General features: G+C 40.5%; 12 protein-coding genes and 3 pseudogenes. All 15 read right to left on the bottom strand.

The genetic code is table 11. The features are described 5' to 3' along the window. Nucleotides 1-23: 23 nt before the first annotated feature. Nucleotides 24-2,039 carry an ATP-dependent DNA helicase RecG gene (recG, locus tag HMPREF2933_RS00995; RefSeq protein ID WP_024052680.1) on the bottom strand — a complete coding sequence of 672 codons (2,016 nt, stop codon included), beginning with the start codon at nucleotides 2,037-2,039 and terminating at the stop codon, nucleotides 24-26. Between the two features lie 103 nt (nucleotides 2,040-2,142). Beyond that, nucleotides 2,143-3,249 carry an alanine racemase gene (gene alr / locus HMPREF2933_RS00990; protein WP_024052681.1) on the bottom strand — a complete coding sequence of 369 codons (1,107 nt, stop codon included), beginning with the start codon at nucleotides 3,247-3,249 and terminating at the stop codon, nucleotides 2,143-2,145. After that, on the bottom strand, nucleotides 3,236-3,601 hold the full coding sequence (gene acpS, locus HMPREF2933_RS00985) for a holo-ACP synthase (RefSeq protein ID WP_003026132.1): 366 nt from the start codon (nucleotides 3,599-3,601) through the stop codon (nucleotides 3,236-3,238). Before acpS ends, alr begins: the two co-directional genes overlap by 14 nt. A 107-nt stretch (nucleotides 3,602-3,708) precedes the next feature. Then, nucleotides 3,709-4,749 (bottom strand): 3-deoxy-7-phosphoheptulonate synthase, encoded by a 1,041-nt coding sequence (locus tag HMPREF2933_RS00980; protein WP_070672325.1) that lies wholly within the window; start codon nucleotides 4,747-4,749, stop codon nucleotides 3,709-3,711. Nucleotides 4,750-4,771: 22 nt separating this feature from the next. Continuing rightward, nucleotides 4,772-7,291 carry a preprotein translocase subunit SecA gene (secA, locus tag HMPREF2933_RS00975; protein WP_024052683.1) on the bottom strand — a complete coding sequence of 840 codons (2,520 nt, stop codon included), beginning with the start codon at nucleotides 7,289-7,291 and terminating at the stop codon, nucleotides 4,772-4,774. A gap of 126 nt (nucleotides 7,292-7,417) precedes the next feature. Next, nucleotides 7,418-9,265 carry an APC family permease gene (locus HMPREF2933_RS00970; protein ID WP_024052684.1) on the bottom strand — a complete coding sequence of 616 codons (1,848 nt, stop codon included), beginning with the start codon at nucleotides 9,263-9,265 and terminating at the stop codon, nucleotides 7,418-7,420. 266 nt (nucleotides 9,266-9,531) lie between these two features. Then, nucleotides 9,532-10,475, bottom strand: a pseudogene (gene manA, locus HMPREF2933_RS00965) (mannose-6-phosphate isomerase, class I). 30 nt (nucleotides 10,476-10,505) lie between these two features. After that, nucleotides 10,506-11,232, bottom strand: a pseudogene (locus tag HMPREF2933_RS00960) (GntR family transcriptional regulator). 33 nt (nucleotides 11,233-11,265) lie between these two features. Further along, nucleotides 11,266-11,391, bottom strand: a pseudogene (locus HMPREF2933_RS00955) (PTS cellobiose transporter subunit IIC); the annotation flags it as partial. Between the two features lie 344 nt (nucleotides 11,392-11,735). Next, entirely contained in the window at nucleotides 11,736-13,496 is a 1,761-nt protein-coding gene (locus HMPREF2933_RS00950; RefSeq protein WP_024052689.1) for an ABC transporter ATP-binding protein, read from the bottom strand. Next, the gene (locus HMPREF2933_RS00945; RefSeq protein WP_070672322.1) at nucleotides 13,486-15,252 is read right to left on the bottom strand and encodes an ABC transporter ATP-binding protein; all 1,767 of its coding nucleotides are present in this window, start codon (nucleotides 15,250-15,252) and stop codon (nucleotides 13,486-13,488) included. The genes HMPREF2933_RS00950 and HMPREF2933_RS00945 overlap by 11 nt, the downstream gene beginning before the upstream one ends. After that, nucleotides 15,245-15,703, bottom strand: coding sequence for a MarR family winged helix-turn-helix transcriptional regulator (locus HMPREF2933_RS00940; protein WP_024052691.1), 459 nt, complete (start codon nucleotides 15,701-15,703; stop codon nucleotides 15,245-15,247). Before HMPREF2933_RS00940 ends, HMPREF2933_RS00945 begins: the two co-directional genes overlap by 8 nt. A gap of 156 nt (nucleotides 15,704-15,859) precedes the next feature. Then, complete coding sequence (locus tag HMPREF2933_RS00935; protein ID WP_024052692.1) at nucleotides 15,860-16,270, bottom strand: peptide deformylase; 411 nt, start codon at nucleotides 16,268-16,270, stop codon at nucleotides 15,860-15,862. Nucleotides 16,271-16,337: 67 nt separating this feature from the next. Continuing rightward, a complete protein-coding gene (gene scrK, locus HMPREF2933_RS00930) occupies nucleotides 16,338-17,237 on the bottom strand; it encodes a fructokinase ScrK (protein ID WP_024052693.1) in 900 nt (299 codons plus the stop codon). Between the two features lie 275 nt (nucleotides 17,238-17,512). Then, nucleotides 17,513-19,411 carry a sucrose-specific PTS transporter subunit IIBC gene (locus HMPREF2933_RS00925; RefSeq protein ID WP_024052694.1) on the bottom strand — a complete coding sequence of 633 codons (1,899 nt, stop codon included), beginning with the start codon at nucleotides 19,409-19,411 and terminating at the stop codon, nucleotides 17,513-17,515. Nucleotides 19,412-19,574: the final 163 nt, after the last annotated feature.

The raw sequence follows: 19,574 nt of genomic DNA, 5'->3' as shown, positions 1-19,574 counted from the left end.
TTATATATGATGATAAACTAAAATCAATCCAAGTAGTCCTGCTTGTCCAAATGAAGCGCTACAATATGCCAATCTGCATTCGTTCGCCAATCAGGAGTGGACACAATTTGACTGGCGACTTTTCTGGTCTCCTCTAAAATTGGATAATCCTCTACAATATCTGCCACCTGAAATTCCGGCAAACCGGACTGACGAGTGCCGAAGATTTCACCAGAACCACGCATTTTCAAATCTTCCTCAGCTAAGACAAAACCGTCAGTCGTTTCCGTCATGATTTTCATGCGTTTCTTGCCAGATTCTGTCTTAGGATTGGCTACAAGAACCGCATAAGACTGTTTATCTCCACGTCCTACTCGACCACGTAACTGATGAAGCTGGCTGAGCCCAAATCGGTCCGCATCCATGATTAGCATGACCGTAGCATTGGGCACATTGACACCGACTTCAATAACAGTCGTGGAAACCAGAATGTCCGTTTTCCCTTCCTTAAAATCCTGCATAATGGTATCTTTTTCTTCGCTCTTCATTTTACCATGTAGCAGAGCTACTTGTGCTTTGTCACCGAAATAAGCCTTTAATTCCTCTTCCAAAACAATCGCATTTTTCAGATCCAGAGCTTCCGACTCCTCAATCAAAGGAGAGATGACATAGACCTGAGCACCTCGTTGCAGCTCTTTCCTCAACCAATCCAGAACTACTTCCAGCTGCTCATGCTTGACCCAACGGGTGATAATCGGCTTACGCCCAGCTGGCATTTGGTCAATAATGGACACATCCATATCACCAAAAGCAGTAATAGCAAGCGTCCTAGGAATGGGCGTTGCAGTCATCATGAGCACATCAGGATTATTTCCTTTTTCCCGCAAAATTCGTCTCTGTCCCACTCCAAAACGGTGCTGTTCATCAATAATCACCAGACCGAGCCGATGATATGTCACGCCTTCTTGAATCAAAGCATGAGTGCCGACGATCATATCCACCTGACCATCCTCAATAGCTTCTAGTGCCTGTCTGCGTTCTGCTGTCTTCATTCCCCCTGTCAACAGAATTATCCGCAGTTCAGGAAAAAGTTGGCTCAAGCTATCAAAGTGCTGCTCTGCCAAGATTTCCGTTGGCACCATGAGAGCAGACTGCAAACCAGCTGTATAAGTAGTATACATAGCTAAACCTGCAACCACCGTCTTTCCGCTTCCGACATCTCCCTGCAAGAGCCTGTTCATGTGAGCTGGCGATTTCATATCCTGTAAAATCTCGTTTAGACTGCGCTCTTGAGCAGCCGTTAACTCAAAAGGTAGAGTAGCTTTTTTCTTTTCTAGCAAATCTGCCCGCCAAGGAATAATTAAGCCCTGACTAACATCTTTTGTTTCACATTTGAGAACTTGCAATTGCATTTGAAAGTAAAAAAGCTCTTCAAACTTGATCCGACGCAAAGCCTGCTTGTACTCTGCCCAATCCCTTGGAAAATGCATTGCTCGCACAGCCTGATTCCGTCCTAGCAACTGATAGCGTTCTAACAACACTTGGGGCAAATTTTCCTCCAAGAGCAATTCCAACCCTTGGTCAAAGGCTGTCTTAATGACCTTGACCAAACTGGCTTGACTAATCCCTTGAGCTACTCGATAAACTGGCTGCAAATCATCTTCTACTTGTGCTAGAATTTTCATCCCGGTCAAACTAGCTTTTGCCTTATCCCATTTTCCGAAAATAGCAATGGTTGAGCCAACCTCCACCTTGTCTGCTAGATAAGGTTGGTTAAAGAAGTTGACTGCAAGTACCATTTCATCCTGCTTTATGGTAAAACGCAGGCGATTGCGCTTGTAGCCATAGTACTGGACATTTGCTGGTGTAGTCACCACCCCTGAAATAACTGCCTTTTCACCATCTTCCAGTTCTAACACATTCTTACTTTTAAAATCTTCATAGCGAAATGGAAAATAGAGCAGCAAATCTTGCAGGCTTTCAATTCCCAGCTTAGTAAATTTTTCAGCAGATTTCGGCCCCACACCCGGCAGAACCGTTAAAGGTTGGTGTAAATTCATAATTCCTCTTTCAGTTCTGTTTTTCAAGAGTTTGTAAAAGCAGATTGGAACAACCATGCTGAAAATAGCTTTCTAGATTTTTCCAACTGCTTTTTAGTTTCAATCAATTTTTATAAACTCTAGGTACACGATCACTAATCAAGCAAACTATCTCATAGTTGATTGTTCCTCGTTTTTCTGCCACATCTGTTGCAGAAATGGATTCTTTGCCACTTTCTCCGATAAGAACAACTGGTGTACCAATAGGATAAGACTGAGGTAAACGAACGGTAATCTGATCCATAGACACACGCCCAACAATAGGACAAGGTTGCCCGTCAATTAGAACATCAAACCCTTGCATATCTCGCGTCCAACCGTCAGCATAGCCTAATGGAATCGTCCCAATGAACTGTGGGCTATCGCTAGTGTAAGTAGCTCCATAACCCACATCTGCCCCTGCTTCCAGCTGCTTGACATGAACCAATTCCGACACCAGAGAAAGAGCCGGCCTCATTTCGTAAGGAAGCTGCAAGGTACGACCGCTAGGATTGAGACCATAGATAATATCACCCAGACGCACCGCATTCATCACAGTATCTGTATGCCAAAGGGTCGTTGCAGAATTACTAGCGTGAACAATCGGTGGAACGATTTCTAATTGCCCTAAAATTTCTTTAAAACGTGCCAACTGTGCTTCAAACTTATGCGTATCTGCTTCATCAGCTGTTGCAAAATGGGTGAAGATGCCTTCTACCTGAGCACCTGCTTTTTCCAAACGATGAATGGCTTCTTGAGCATCTTGACTATCTCGAAAACCAATCCGTCCCATCCCAGAATCAATTTTTATGTGAACAGCCAAACCAGCTACATCTATATTTGACTGTAGCAGCAAATCAATCCATTCTAAACTAGCAACGGTACAGGTCACTTTGCGTTCAATTGCCAATGAAACAGCATGAACATCTGACACTCCTAATACCAAAATTTTTTTCGTAATGCCGGCATTACGCAACTCTACAGCTTCATCAATATTGGAAACACAAAAGCCATCCACAATTGGATCAATAGATTGCGTAACAGCAACTGCACCGTGACCATAGGCATCTGCCTTGACAACAGCCCATTTTTCTACATTGTTTGGAATATGCGCTGCAATTTGTTTAATATTAAAGCGGATAGCAGCTAAATCCACAACAGCCTTAGTAGGTCGATGATTACTCGTTTTCATGATGTTCCTCCAAAATAACACTAGCTGTAACAATATTACCTGCATGGCTGAGCGACACCCAGACCTTGCCAGAAAAAGGCGACTTAGTAAAAATAGGCGCTCCCTTTTCATTGTTTAAAATTTCTAAATCCTGAAAAGTGACACAACCAATTCCAGTCCCCCATGCTTTAGAAAAAGCCTCTTTAGCAGACCAACGTCCTGCCAAATATTCCATTTTTCGCCTACCAGAAAGTTCTTCAAACCGTGCAAATTCTGCAACAGTCAAAACTTTCTTGGCGAAACGAGCATTTTTTTCATAAACTTTTTGAATAGAGGAAATTTCTTCTATATCAATTCCGTGTCCTTTAATCATCTTTTTAAAAAGAGGCTGGGACAAAAGTGTGCCAGACTCGGTTACTTTCTAAAATAAAACTCAATGCGCTGATGTTATCAGATTTTAGAGATTCACTCCCAACCTTTTTATTTTTCATTTTTAGATAGGGTAGTATAAATTTCCTTGACCAGTCTGACTGTATTATCCCAACCCAAACAAGGATCTGTAATAGATTTCCCAAACACTTCAGGCTCATTTTGACGACCGTCTTCTAAGTAAGACTCAATCATAAAGCCACGTACAATTTTTTTGATTTTTTCATTCCAGTCACGATTGATTAAGGTTTGACGAACAATCCGCACCTGCTCTAAATACTGTTTACCAGAGTTATCATGATTGGTATCAATGATGATAAAAGGATTTTCCAAGCCCATTTTTTCATATTGGTCAATCGTATCCAGCAAATTATCATAGTAATAGTTTGGAATGTTTTTTCCATACTCGTCAAGTCCACCACGCAGAATAGCGTGTGCCAAAGGATTTCCTGAAGTTTCTACTTCCTTACCAGCAAACAAGAAACTTTGCTTGTTTTGCGCTGCGTAAATCCCGTTAAACATGACATTGAGATTGCCAGATGTAGGATTTTTCAAACCGGTCGCAACATCAGCCCCACTAGCGACAAAACGGTGTTGCTGATCTTCCACAGAACGCGCCCCAACAGCCATATAAGAAATCAAATCATCTACCAACGGAAGATTTTCTGGATAGAGCATTTCATCAGCTGTCGTCATTCCCGTCTCCGTAATGACACGATAATGTAAATTCCGAACAGCCTTAATCCCATTAATTAAGCTTGGAGCAGCCTTAGCATTCGGTTGATGAATCAATCCTTTATAACCATCGCCATTGGTGCGAGGCTTAGCTGTATACACGCGCATAACCATGAAAATACGGTCTTTCACCTCTTCTTGGAGGGCAGATATGCGCTTTGCATATTCTAGGACAGCCGCTTCATTATCAGAAGAACACGGACCAATGACCAACAGAATGCGGTCATCTTCTCCACGGATAATGGCATTTAACTCACGATCTCGTGCCTTTTTTTTAGCTAAAGCCTCTCCTTCTAACTTTGATAAATTACGAACCTTTGCTACATCAATTGGCTCGCTAGTTGCCTTAAATGTCATAATCTCCCCCTCTTTACACTACTTATCTGTGGCGTCCATGACAATTTTTAAATTTCTTACCAGAACCACATGGACACAAGTCATTGCGCTTCACTTTTGTCAAATCAATATCGCTCGGTAAGACTGATTTTTGTGCTGAAATATTGCGTGTCGCTGTTGTGCTGATATGATGCTCCGTACGTGGACGTTCTTGCTCGTGAATTTGAGCCTTCATCATCAAACGCGTCACATCAAATTCGATCGAACCAATCATATCATTAAACATACGGAAACTTTCAGCTTGATATTCAACGACTGGGTTATTTTGAGCATAACCACGAAGTCCAACTGCGTTCCGAAGTTGATCCAAAGCATCAATGTGATCAGTCCATTTGCTATCCACGACGCGCAAAATTAGAACTTTTTGGAATTCTCTGACGGAATCCTCATTGCGAAGTTTCGCCACTTGACTATCGTAAACCTCCAAGGCACGTTTGTATAAATCAGCCTTGATATCTTCATCAGACAAGCCTTCTAAATCTGCGATTTCAATAGATTCTTCTGGAACAAGATTGTATTTTGCAAAATTAACAATTGCTTCTAATTTTTCATCTTGTTCTGCACGACTGTTGCCATCCACAAAACGGTTGATTGTTCGCTTCATCATGGCATGAATTTCCGGTGCCAAATCACGATCAGCCGTAATGACATCATAACGCTGCGCATAGATAATTTCACGTTGCTCCCGCATAACATCATCATATTGAAGGACTTGTTTACGTGTATCATAGTTGTTCCCTTCAACACGCTTTTGAGCTCCTTCTACTTGACGCGTCAGCATACGAGATTTGATGACAGACTCTTCTTCGCTGAGGTTCATGCGATCCAAAACAGCTTTAATCCGTTCCGATCCAAAACGACGCATGAGCTCATCTTCAAGTGACAGATAAAATTGCGATTCCCCTGGATCTCCCTGACGACCTGAACGACCACGAAGCTGATTATCAATACGACGGCTTTCATGTCGTTCTGTACCAATAACGCAAAGTCCACCAAGTTCACGAACCCCTTCACCAAGCTTAATATCTGTACCACGACCAGCCATATTGGTTGCAATCGTTACCGCGCCACGTTGCCCGGCATTCATGATGATTTGCGCTTCTTTATAGTGATTCTTCGCATTCAATACTTCATGCGGAATACCAGCTTCTACTAGTTTCTTAGAAATATAATCACTTGTTTCAACTGCGACTGTTCCTACAAGAACAGGTTGTCCTTTTTCATGACGAGCTTTCACGTCCTCAACAACCGCTTTAAATTTAGACTCAATACTTGGATAAAGAAGATCTGGATGGTCAATACGAGCTACTGGACGATTTGTCGGAATCGGAATGACCCGAATATTATAGGTTTCGCGGAATTCTTCCTCTTCTGTCTTAGCTGTCCCTGTCATTCCTGACAATTTCTTGTACATACGGAATAGATTTTGATAAGTGATAGAAGCCGAAGTCTTCGTTTCATCCTGAATTGGCACACCTTCTTTGGCTTCAATTGCTTGGTGAAGTCCGTCTGAATACCGGCGACCTTCCATTGTACGACCTGTAAATTGGTCCACAATCAAAATTTCTTGCTCTTCACTCACCACATAGTCAATATCTAACAGCATGATATAGTTTGCACGAAGGGCATTGTCAATAAAGTGAGTCAGCGCTACATTTTCAATATCATACAAATTTTCTAACTTGAAGTAGCTTTCTGCTTTATCAATCCCAGAGTCAGAAAGTCCAATGGTTTTAGACTGCACATCAATGATGTAGTCATCTTTATTAAGAGACTTCACAAAGCTATCTGCCATGTGATAAAGTTGGTTTGTATCAGACGAAGTTGGTCCTGACACAATCAAAGGCGTACGAGCTTCGTCAATCAAAATGGAGTCCACCTCATCGACCAAAGCGTAGTTTAGCGGACGCTGCACCATGTTTTCAGCACGCACCACCATATTATCACGCAAATAGTCAAAACCAATCTCTGCATTGGTTGAATACGTGATATCACATTCATAGGCTTCTTTTTTCTCTGCGGATGACTTTGCAGCAAGGTTGATACCAACAGAAAGCCCCAACCAAGAGTACAGTTCCCCCATTTCCGTTGCGTCACGCTCTGTCAGATATTCATTTACTGTGACAACGTGAACCCCTTCTCCAGACAAGGCGTTCAGATAAACTGGCATGGTTGCTGTCAGGGTCTTTCCTTCCCCTGTACGCATTTCTGGCACATCTCCATGGTGTAAGACAATCCCACCCATAATCTGTACTGGGTAAGGGAAAAGTCCTAACACACGCTTTGCACCTTCACGAACAACCGCAAAAGCTTCATAAAGCAAGTCATCTAATGACTCGCCATTTTGATACCGTTGCTTAAATTCATCCGTCTTTGCTTTCAAAGCTTCATCTGACAAAGCAGCCATTTCATCTTCATACGCCATGACTTTCTTTGCCATTTTTTCTAATCTTCTTAATTCACCTTTATCATTTTCGATAATTGTTCTTAAAATATTCGCCATTTCTTTCCTTACTTGTAATAATTCTTATTTTAAAATGTTCTTTTCATTATAGCATTTTTCACTGTATCTTTCAAGAAAATAAAAGGATAAAACGGCAGTTCCATTCAAAACTGCCGTTTTATGTTCTTACTCTTTTAAGTGATAAGAATAGCTGGCTACAACGACATTTTCATGCCATCTGAGGAAATATTTCAATTTCAAGCTCATTTGATTGTGTAGCATGTTTTGCCAACTATGACTTGGAATGAATTGTGGTACTAGCACTGTTACAGTATAACCTTTCTTCTGCGCACCACGAGCGATTTTTGTCACATACTGTACGGTTGGTCTGATGATATTACGGTAGCTTGTTTCCACATTTACAAATTGAATATCTGGAAAATATTGTTTAAATTCACTAGCTACTTCTTCGTCTTTTTCTTGTGTTTCTTTGGTAGATACGTGCATAGCAATCACTTCATCACCGATACTACGGGCATAATTCATCGCACCAGCGCTAACTCGTGTGACATTCCCGACAAGCACCAAAACCAGATTTCCTGCATAGTCTACGCGTTCAATTTCTTCATTCAAACGTAGCTGTTTCGCTACTTTATTGTAATGATTTTTAATACTCAAGAAAATCCATAATAAAACGATGATAATCGGAAAGAATGGCCAAATATCTCGCAAACGAAAAAGTAGCAAAATCGCTACAATGGTGTAACAAATAGCAGCGCCTAAAATATTTGCTACTGAATATTTCAAGAAATGTTTTCCATACTGCTTGCGCCAATGCACGACCATTCCCGTTTGAGAAAGAGCAAACGGCACAAATACACCAATGGTATAAAGTGGAATGAGCCGTTCAGTATTCCCATTAAAAATTAGCAAAAGAAGAATAGCACCGATAGCTAAAGTCAGAATCCCATTCGAATAACCAAGGCGTGCTCCTTTTTCCATATACATGTGTGGCATATATTTATTTTTTGCCATATTGTAGGATAACATGGGAAAGGCCGAAAAGCCTGTATTAGCTGCTACAGCAAGGATGAGAGCTGTTGATAATTGGAAAATATAAAATAGAAGTCGTCCAATAGGTGAATTTCCCAAAATAGTTTGCGCCATTTGAGCGAGCGTTGTAACGCCTTTTACCGGAACGATGCCAATCCAGTAGTTTAAAAAAGTAATACCAGCAAACATGAAACCTAAAATGGCTGCCATAATTGCCAAGGTTTTCGCTGCATTTTCAGCTTTGGGTGTTTTGAAAAATGGTACAGAATTTGAAATAGCTTCCACACCTGTCAGAGAAGCCGAACCACTCGTAAATGCACGTAGCAGGAGCACTAAACTAACACCTGAGATAGATTTTCCAATCGGAGCTGTTGCATGGTAGGATAAATTCCCCAGTAATAATTGCAATAAACCAAAGCCAATTAAGAAAACGGTACTTGCGATGAACAAATAAACTGGAATCATCAGAGAAACCGCCGATTCCCGCAAGCCACGTAAATTCATTAACATTAAAATCAGCACTAAAACAATCGAAATGTGCAAATTGTACGGGTGCAAAGCAGGAATTGCTGACGTAATCGCATCCGCTCCAGAAGAAACAGATACCGCTACTGTCAACATATAATCAACTAGCAAACTACCACCTGAAATTAGACCAGCTTTAGGGGAAAGATTTTCCGTTGTAACCATATAAGCCCCACCGCCTTGTGGGTAAGCATGAATCACCTGACGATATGAAATGGTTAAACTAGCCAGCAAAATCAGCACCACAATACCGATTGGCAAAGACCACCAAATTGCACCAGCAGATACGGATACCAAAACCAAAACAACTTGTTCAGGACCATAGGCAATCGAAGACAGAGCATCACTTGACAGCATAGCCAAGGCTTGTAGCTTAGTGAGTAAATTCCCTTCATCTCCCTCATCACTTGATTTCAAAGGGCGCCCGATAAAAATGTTCTTCAACTTGGAAAACATATTTTTTCTCCTAAATTTTTCAATATTAGCCATTATAACGCTTTTTTGAAATACTATCAACATTTTCTGAAAATGACATCATTTTTTAATATAACTGATAATTTCTGCATAAGTAAGATAGCAAAATAGACTGAAATCATTGCTTGGAAATCATCTGTAAAAAAAATAGACAAACTAATGAATCACTGCATCATGATGCTTTAGACTTATAATTTTAAAGAGGTTACGGACTTTTCCCTAACCTCTGGTTTTCTATATAAAAGATATTACGGATGACTAACAATCATTTCAAGGTCTTTCCCCTCGAAAGTCCACTCTTCCACATCGCTTGGTAGGATAAAATGGTCTCCTTTTGCGATTGGATACGTTTCCCCATCTACGGTCAGCACACCTCGCCCTGCTAGCACACTTACTAGCAAATAAGCAGCTGTTTTCTCGATATCCACTTTTCCTGATACTTCCCATTTGTAAACAGCAAAGAAATCACTAGCTACTAAAAGCGTTGAGGTCAAATCATCTGCTTTCACTGTGACTGGACGGCTATTGGCCGGCGCACCGATATTGAGCACATCAATGGATTTTTCTAAATGCAGCTCGCGCAGATTGCCTTTAGCATCTTTTCGGTCAAAGTCGTAGACACGATAGGTGGTGTCGCTAGACTGTTGCGTTTCTAAAATCAAAATACCCGATCAATGGCATGCATAGTACCGCTTGGAACATAGAAGAAATCCCCAGCCTTGACTGGCACCTTGGTTAATAGTTTGTCCCATTCTTTCTTTTCAATCTGCTGGCGCAACTCTTCTCGTGACTTGGCATTGTGCCCATAGATGATTTCTGCTCCTTCATCTGCAGCGATCACATACCAGCACTCTGTTTTTCCCAACTCGCCTTCGTGCTCCATAGCATAATGATCATCTGGGTGAACCTGAACACTGAGCCAATCATTGGCATCCAAGATTTTGGTTAAAAGCGGAAAAACAGGCTCGCTGCTGTTACCAAATAACTCTCGGTGTTCTGCATAGAGCTGATCCAAGCCCATACCAGCAAAGCGACCGTTTTTTATAGTAGATACTCCGTGTGGATGAGCCGAAATCGCCCAGTATTCGCCTACTTTATCACTGGGAATTTCATAGCCGAATTCATCTCGTAGCTTCGTTCCGCCCCAGATTTTTTCCTGCATAACAGATTGTAAAAACAATGGTTCTGACATCATTTCCTCCTTTAATATTGCACAAATGACTTAAATATTTTTAACATCTAAAAGAGAATACCCTCTCGTGTCAAAGCGATTACGACTTCTAGAATATTCAATCGGACGTCCAGTTTCCAGATAAACAACTTGCTCCACCTGCAAAATCGGATCTGTCTCTTGGCAAGCCAAATAGTTTTGGTCATATTCATCTGGCTTTTCAGCTGTGATATGGCGATAACTTCCGGCAAATTTTAAGTTTAATTCATCCCATAAATAAGCATAGATAGACTGAAGTAAAATACTCTCATCCAATCCTGGCACCAAATCACACGGCATATAAGTGTGTTCCAACACATAGGGCTTCTCATCAAGCAGACGCAAACGTATAATTTTATAAACTGGTGCCGTTACTTCCACTTGCAGGCGCTCTGCAATCTCGGCTTCTGGGAATTCAACTGCAAACTGAATAATCTGGCTCGTTAATTTTCGGTCATCATTTTTGAAATCTTGACTCAAGCCATTGTAATTATTCAAGCGAAATTTTGAATCTTCTTTATCCCAAAAAGAGGAATTTAACACTCTCGTTCCATTTCCTTGTTTAGAAAAAATCAATCCCTCAATGGTTAGAATCTCAACAGCTTTTTTTTATAGTCATTCGGCTAACACCGAACTCTTTTGATAATTCAGACTGAATAGGCAACATGGAGTCTACTGGGTAGACTCCATTTGCTATTCTATCTCGAAGTATATTTGCTATTTCTTCGTATTTAGGCATATGATAGCTCCTGCAAATCTGTCATTCATCTCATTATAATACAGAATCAGGTTGTTTGTCCAGCATACGAAGGAATGGATACCAGATAAATCCAACAATCACCATATCCACTAACTGAAGGACACCACCTAAAATGGAATTAGTTGCCATCATACCACTTTTTTCCTTGATACTCTAACTATACTATATTTTAAAATAAATGTCTATACTTTTCTAATAAAAGGTTGGCTTTTTACCAAAAATATAGAATCATAATATTATAATATAGAGTTTTTTATAAAGGAGAAAATACAGGTCATTTCTTTAAAGAACTATCTGACAAAAATGATTTTGAAGATTGAATTTAGCAAAACTCCCCAAGGATTCTGATACCTTGGGGAGTTTGTGTTCAACTATTCCTTTTCTAACAAAAAAAGTAAATCAACAGTCAAAAAAACAGAAACTCTTCTCAGATCATTTTGACCAAGAAGAATTTCTGTCTTACTTACTATCTTCAATTCATTTTACGCATACTCTGCGTCTTCATCGAATTGACTATTGTAAAGATCAGCATAGAAGCCATTTTTTCCCATCAATTGATCGTGATTTCCTTGTTCAATGATATTACCATCACGCATGACCAAAATCAAATCAGCATTACGAATGGTCGACAAGCGGTGAGCAATGACGAAAGAAGTCCTTCCCTCCATCAACTTATCCATCGCTTTTTGGATCAATTCTTCTGTCCGCGTATCAACAGATGAAGTCGCTTCATCCAAGATAAGTAAGGGAGCATCCTTAAGAAGTGCACGCGCAATGGTCAACAATTGCTTTTGCCCCACAGAAAGGCTTACTGTATCGTCCAGCACCGTATCGTATCCTTTTGGCAAAGTCTTGATGAAGTGATGAACCCCAACAGCTTTGGCAGCTGCCACAACTGCTTCGTCAGAAATATTTTTCTGATTGTAAATCAAATTTTCCTTAATCGTTCCCTCAAATAACCAGGTGTCTTGGAGAACCATGGAGAAGGCATCGTGTACCTCAGAACGTTTCATTTGCTTCGTATCAACACCGTCAATTGTAATGCGTCCCTTATCAATCTCATAAAATTTCATGAGCAAGTTAACAATGGTCGTCTTCCCAGCACCGGTCGGACCGACAATGGCAATTTTTTGCCCTGCTTTGGCATTGGCAGAGAAATCATGAATAATCGTTCGATCTGGATTATAACCAAAGAATACCTTATCAAAGGCAACATCTCCTTTTAGGGTCGTGAGTTGTTGCGCTTTGTGTTCATCATTTTCCATTTCAGACTCTGCTAAAAATTCAAATACGCGTCCCATAGCAGCGCTAGCTTGTTGAAGAGTAGTAATCCCTTGTGCAATTTGTGACAACGGTTGAGAGAAAATCCGTACATATACCATAAAAGCAACAATCGTTCCCATAGTGACATCGCCATTCAAGGCCATGCTCGCTCCAACCAAAACAACCATAACGTAACCGAAGTTCCCTACAAACATCATAAGCGGCATCATAATCCCTGAAATGAATTGTGATTTCCACATACTGTTGTAAAGGTTAGTATTAAGTGTTTGAAAGGCTACTTTGGATTCGTCTGTGGCATTGTAACTGACAATGACATTATGCCCAGAGTACATTTCTTCCACATAGCCATTGACACTGGCAAGATTTTCTTGTTGTGCTCGGAAGAATCGTTGAGATTTTCCCATAATCAAAGCAACAAAGACAAAGCCAATCAAGACTGAGCTAATCGTTACAAAGGACAAGACCACATTATTGTAAAACATCATAAAGAGAACCGCAATAAGCAGTAAACTTGATGAAATCACCGTTCCTAAACTTTGGTTCAAAGATTGCCCAACAGTATCCACGTCATTTGTGACCCGTGAAAGAGTGTCCCCTTGGGAATGGCTGTCAAAATAGCGTAGAGGCAATTTATTGATTTTTTCAGCAATAGCAGTCCGCAAGCGCTTGGAGAAATGCTGAATAACAGATGAAATGATAAAAGATTGAACATAATTTAACAAAGCACCTGCTGCGTACAAAATCGCTAAGAAAAGAGCAATGTTGGAGATTGATTTCAAATCAATCTGACTTCGCATCCCCTCTGTGATAAGGTTGGTAATTTCTTTTAATTTGTCCGGTCCATAAACCGTAATAATACTAGACACTGCCGCTCCCACAAATGCAATGAGCAATGGAAGCTGAAAACCTTTGAGATAAGGTTTCACTTGGCTAAATAAAGACGATTTTTTATTTTCCATTTTCCAATTCCTCCTTCGATAATTGTGAGTAAGCAATTTCTTGATAAACTGCGTTCGTTGCCAGCAATTCTTTATGAGTACCCTGACCAACTACTTTTCCTTTATCCAGTACCAAAATCTGATCGGCATCCATAATCGTTGAAATCCGTTGCGCCACAATCAATCTGGTTGTATCTTTCACTTTTTTCGCTAATTCTTCCCGCAAAATGCGGTCTGTCTTATAGTCCAGCGCTGAAAACGAATTATCAAAAATCAAAATTTCAGGCTTGCGAGCAAGCGCACGCGCAATCGCCAAACGTTGCTTTTGCCCACCAGAGAAATTCGTACCGCTTTGTGCAACTTCAGATTGCAAACCGTCTTCTTTTTCTTCAACAAATGATTTAGCCTGTGCCAAATCAAGTGCAGCCCACATTTTTTCGTCATCCAATGGGCTTTCATTGCTTTGCCCAAAGTCTAAATTACTCTTGATATCACCAGAGAAGAGGACAGCTTTTTGTGGAATGTAGCCAACTTTATTATGCAAATCTTCCAGCTGATAATCTTTGACGTTTACGCCATCCACTAAAATTTTTCCTTCTGTCACATCATAGAAACGAGGAATTAAGCTGATTAAAGTGGATTTCCCAGAACCGGTTGATCCAATGAAAGCTACGGTTTCACCTGCTTTAGCTGTAAAGCTAACATGTTCGATAACAGCCTCAGAATTTTTAGCATAGCGGAAAGACACATTGTCAAATACCACTTCCCCTTTGACATCTTTCGCTATTTTTGGCTCCGTTGGAGACTCAATCGTTGAATATAAATCAAGCACTTCATTGATCCGTCCGGCAGACACCAAGGTACGAGGAAGAACGATAAACAGAGCAGCCATGAGCATGAAGCCCATTACGACCTGCATAGCATAGGACATAAAGACAACCATGTCACTAAAGATTGGCAAACGTCCTGGTAAAGCTGCATCTTGAATCAAGTAAGCACCAATCCAGTATATTGCCAAGGTCAAACCACTCGAAATCCCCATCATAATCGGATTTAAAATCGCCATGAGACGACTGACAAAGAGATTCAAACGAGTCACTTCATCATTAGCTCCTGCAAATTTATCATCTTGATAGTCTTCAGCATTGTAAGCCCGAACAACACGAATCCCTGTTAGACTTTCACGCGTAATACTATTTAACTTATCAGTCAACCGTTGAATAACGGATTGCTTTGGAAAGGCCAACGTCATCAGAACTGTTGTCATGATAATATTCACAATAACCGCCACAATAACTGCCCACAGCCAGTATTCTGATTTCCCAATGATTTTTGTAATCGCCCAAATCGCCATAATCGGCCCACGCGTCACAACTTGCAAGCCCATGGTAATCATGAGCTGAATTTGCGTAAGATCGTTGGTTGTCCGCGTTAAAAGACTTGGAATAGAAAATCTCTTAATCTCAGCATTTGAATAATCCAGTACACGATTGAAAATATCTGAGCGCAAGCTCGTTGTAAAGCTAGCTGCCAATCTAGCCGCAATAAAACCAACTACCACAGCACTGAGAAAACTAGCAAATGACAATCCAATCATTTTCAAGCCCGGATTCCACAAATCAGAAACGACCGTTCCTTTCGTCTGTAGGAGTTCCGTAATTTTTGAAATATAGGTTGGAACCTCTAAGTCCAAATAAACTGCCAAACAAGTAAATAAGATACTGATGATAATCAGCCCTACTTCTTTGACAGTTAAACGTTTAAACAATTTAACCATTCGCTTCTCCTTTTTCTAATTTTTCAATATTCTGGTAAAATTTCCCCATCACTTGAAAAAAAGTAACCAAATCTTCTTCTGAAATATCTGTCAATAGGCAATGATCCATTTCATCAAAAAAATCACGAATTTTATTCATGCGCTCTTTTGATTCCGGCGTTAAACGAATAATCTTAGCGCGTTTATCAGTCTCACTCACTTCCAGATAAATCAAGCCATTCTTCACCATTCGCTTCATTAAATTACTGGCAACGGACTTAGTAATGCCCAACTCCTGCTCAATATCTTTAATAAAGGTCATCTTGTCACAATCTTCTCGATGATTCACAAAATGCAATACTTGTCCTTGTGGACCCGCCATAAATTCAATCCCTCGCTCTTTGGCAATTTTTTGAATCATCAGATGTGTCTTCCGTCCAAATCGCTTGAATTCCAATAATGGTTTTTCCATTTGACTTCCTTTCAAATAGTTCTCTAGAGAACTATTTTGTTTTCATGAGAATTATTCTACTATAATTCAAACGAATGTCAAGAAAAAAGTTCCTATGAGAACTATTTTTTTGACCAATTAAAAACCCCGTACTATAAAAGCTGAGTTTTCAGGTCATTAAATCAAAATCCCTTCCAAATGATCCAGTTCATGCTGGCAGATTTGTGCGGGAAAATCTTTCAAAGTCAGCGTTTGTTTTTGCCAATGTTGGTCCAAATATTCAACTGTAATCTCTTTATAACGAGTGGTCGAGCGACTCCCCACAAGTGACAAGCAGAATTCTTCCGCTTGGTAAGGAGATGACTTCCTTCTCAAAATAGGATTGAACATGATAACAGGCACCATACCATACATAAAAATAATGACCTGCTTCTGCACTCCAATCATATTGGCTGCCATTCCGACACACTTATCTTTGTTTGCTCTTAAGGTATCGAACAAATCTTGCCCAATTTCGACATCTTCTTTGCTTGCTGGTTGTGCTTTCTGCTGCAAAACCAACATATCTTTTACAATTGGTTTAATCATTTTCTTCCTTATATCAAAAAAAGAGCAAGCTTATTCAATATTCACTCACTTGCTCTCAATTACTCAATTATCCTTTAGCTTTTTCGCTGACTTTTTTAGCTAAGACAAAGTTTCCAAGTGTCGCTGACCCATTTCCTGCAACCGCTGGCGTTACAATGTAATCACGTACATCTAGAACAGGCAAATAACCATTCAACAAAACTGTGAACTTTTCACGAACGCGATCCAACATGTGCTGTTGCGCCATAACACCTCCACCAAAGACAATCACATCTGGTCGGAAAGTCACTGTCGCTTGAATTGCTGCTTGCGCAATATAATAGGCTTGAATATCCCAAACAGAGCTGTTTAGTTCAATATTTTCACCTCGAATGCCTGTCCGGGCCTCTAAACTAGGTCCAGCAGCTAATCCCTCTAAACAGCCATTATGGAATGGACACACTCCATTAAATTCTTTTTCCACATCCATTGGGTGCTTCGCAACATAGTAATGTCCCATTTCTGGATGACCCGTCCCACCAACAAATTCACCACGTTGAATAGCACCGGCTCCAATCCCCGTCCCAATCGTATAGTAAACTAGATTTTCAATGCGTCCGCCTGCATTATTTCGTGCCACTACTTCACCATAAGCAGAGCTATTAACATCTGTCGTAAAGTAAATCGGTACATTTAAAGCACGTCGCAAAGCACCGACAATATCGACATTTGCCCAGTGTGGTTTAGGTGTCGTTGTAATAAAACCATACGTTTTTGAATTAGGAGCAATGTCAATCGGACCAAATGAACCAACCGCAAGGCCAGCTAAATTCTCAAAACGAGAGAAAAATGCAATTGCCTTATCTAACGTTTCAATCGGTGTGGTCGTTGGAAATTGTGTTTTTTCAATTACTTCAAAATTTTCATCTCCAACCGCACATACAAATTTTGTACCGCCAGCTTCTAGGCTTCCATACAATTTTGTCATTTCAAGACCTCTTTTTATTTTGTTTTCTTCTCTATTCATTATAGCATATCTTCGTATGACTTCTGAGTAAAAATCTTACTTTTCCTTCTCTTTTTCAAAGAAAAGGGAGTGGGAAAGAACTGAAAAGAGCTCGTTTCCCACCCCTGCACAGTTGATTGACAACTTTGAGACGTGAAGCGAGCAAAGAAAACAATCAACCTCTGTGTTAATGTGTTTTGTTAACCAAAAGTGAAGAAGCTGAACCCTTTTGCTCAGCCTCTTATCACATTATACGGTTAGGCTTTTAGCTCAATCACAGCATCGCCTTTCGCTACTGTACCCTCTGCAACAGGAGTAACAGAAGCATAATCAGCTGTGTTGGTAACAATCACCATAGTTGTGTCATCAAGACCAGCAGCTGCAATTTTCGCAGCGTCAAATGTACCAAGAACATCGCCAGCTTTCACCTTATCACCTTGAGCAACTTTTTGATCAAATCCGTCACCGTTCATAGAAACTGTGTCAATACCTACATGAATCAAGATTTCAGCACCTTTTGCCGTTTTCAAACCGTAAGCGTGACCAGTTGCAAATGCGATTGTCACTTCTGCATCCGCAGGAGCATACACAACACCTTCACTAGGTTTCACTGCGATTCCTTGTCCCATAGCACCACTTGAGAACACTGGGTCATTGACATCTTTCAAGTCAAACATTTGACCAACGATTGGAGAAACAATTGTTTCATCAGCAAGAACTGGCGCAGCTGCTTCATTAGCTTCTACTACTTCTTTTGCTTCAGTCACTTCTTCTTCAGCATCTTTGTAACCAAACGCATAAGTCAAACCAAATCCAAGACCAGTAGTGACAAGTACCATAAAGATATATTGAAGAACTTGACCATTCAGATAGAGAAGCGTACCTGGGATAATGGTAATACCAAATCCAGTACCAGCAAGTCCAAGAATAGAAGCTAACCAACCACCAGCAGCACCGGCAACAAGACCAAGTACAAATGGTTTACCATAACGTAAGTTTACCCCGAAAATAGCTGGTTCAGTAATTCCAAGACCTGCAGAGAGAGCAGCCGGGAAGGCAAGAGCTTTTAGTTTTTTAGATTTTGTTTTTACACCAACTGCAAGAGTTGCACCCGCTTGGGCAGTCATAGCAGCTGTGATGATCGCATTAAAGGCATCTTTTCCTTCATTTGCAATCAATTGTGCTTCTAGTAAGTTGAAGATATGGTGAACACCAGTTACCACGATAAGTTGATGCACACCACCAAGGATGAGACCAGCTAAACCAAACGGTAAGGCAAGAATAGCTTTTGTCGCAGCAAGAATGACATTTTCAAGTGAGTGGAAGATTGGCCCAATGACAAAGAGTCCAAGAACTGACATCACAAGGAAGGTCAAGAATGGCACAACAAGCAAATCAAGCACATCTGGAATTTTCTTATGCAACCATTTTTCAAGTTTCGCACCAAGTAGTCCAATGAAGAAGGCTGGCAATACTGAGTTTTGATAACCAACTACTGGAATGAAACCAAAGAACATGATTGGCTTTGCAGCACCAGAAGCTACATCCCAAGCATTTGGAAGGGCGGTATTTACCAACATCAAACCAAGTACAATACCGATCACTGGATTCCCACCGAATACACGGAAAGCTGACCAAGAAATCAAAGCTGGGAAGAAGGCAAAAGCTGTATCTGTCAACACAACTGTGTAAGTATAGAAGTCTGACGCAGCAAAGGCTTTTGAAGTTGTTCCAAATAACCCAAGAATCGTATCGTTATTAATCGCGCCACGAATCCCCATGAAGAGACCTGTTGCTACGATTGCTGGCAGGATTGGCACAAATACGTCACCAAATGTACGGACGGCACGTTGGAACCAATTTCCCTTTTTAGCTGCTTCTGCTTTTTGCTCACCAGTTGAAGATGTAGGCAAACCAAGCTCTACCACTTCATCATAGATTTTATTCACTGTACCAGTACCAAAGATAATTTGATATTGACCTGAGTTAAAGAAAGCCCCCTGAACCTTTTCAAGATTCTCAACTCTGTCTTTATCAATCTTAGCTTCATCTTTAACCATGACACGCAGACGGGTCGCACAGTGAGCAACACTACTTACATTGTCACGTCCGCCAATGGCCTCAATGACTGCTTTTGCAATGTCCTTATTTTCCATTTGCATCTCCTTATTGAAAATAATTAAAATTTATGAAAGCGATTTAATCACTCCTACGACTATTATTTTAACATGATTTCAAAATATGTCAAGCGTTTTGCAGAAATTTTATTTTTTTCTATTAAAAAGTTGATTTTTTCAGAGAAAACGTTTACTATATAAG

It is taken from the genome of Streptococcus sp. HMSC066F10, from assembly GCF_001813805.1.
Lineage (GTDB): Bacteria > Bacillota > Bacilli > Lactobacillales > Streptococcaceae > Streptococcus > Streptococcus vaginalis.
This window is presented reverse-complemented; position numbering and strand designations above follow the sequence as displayed.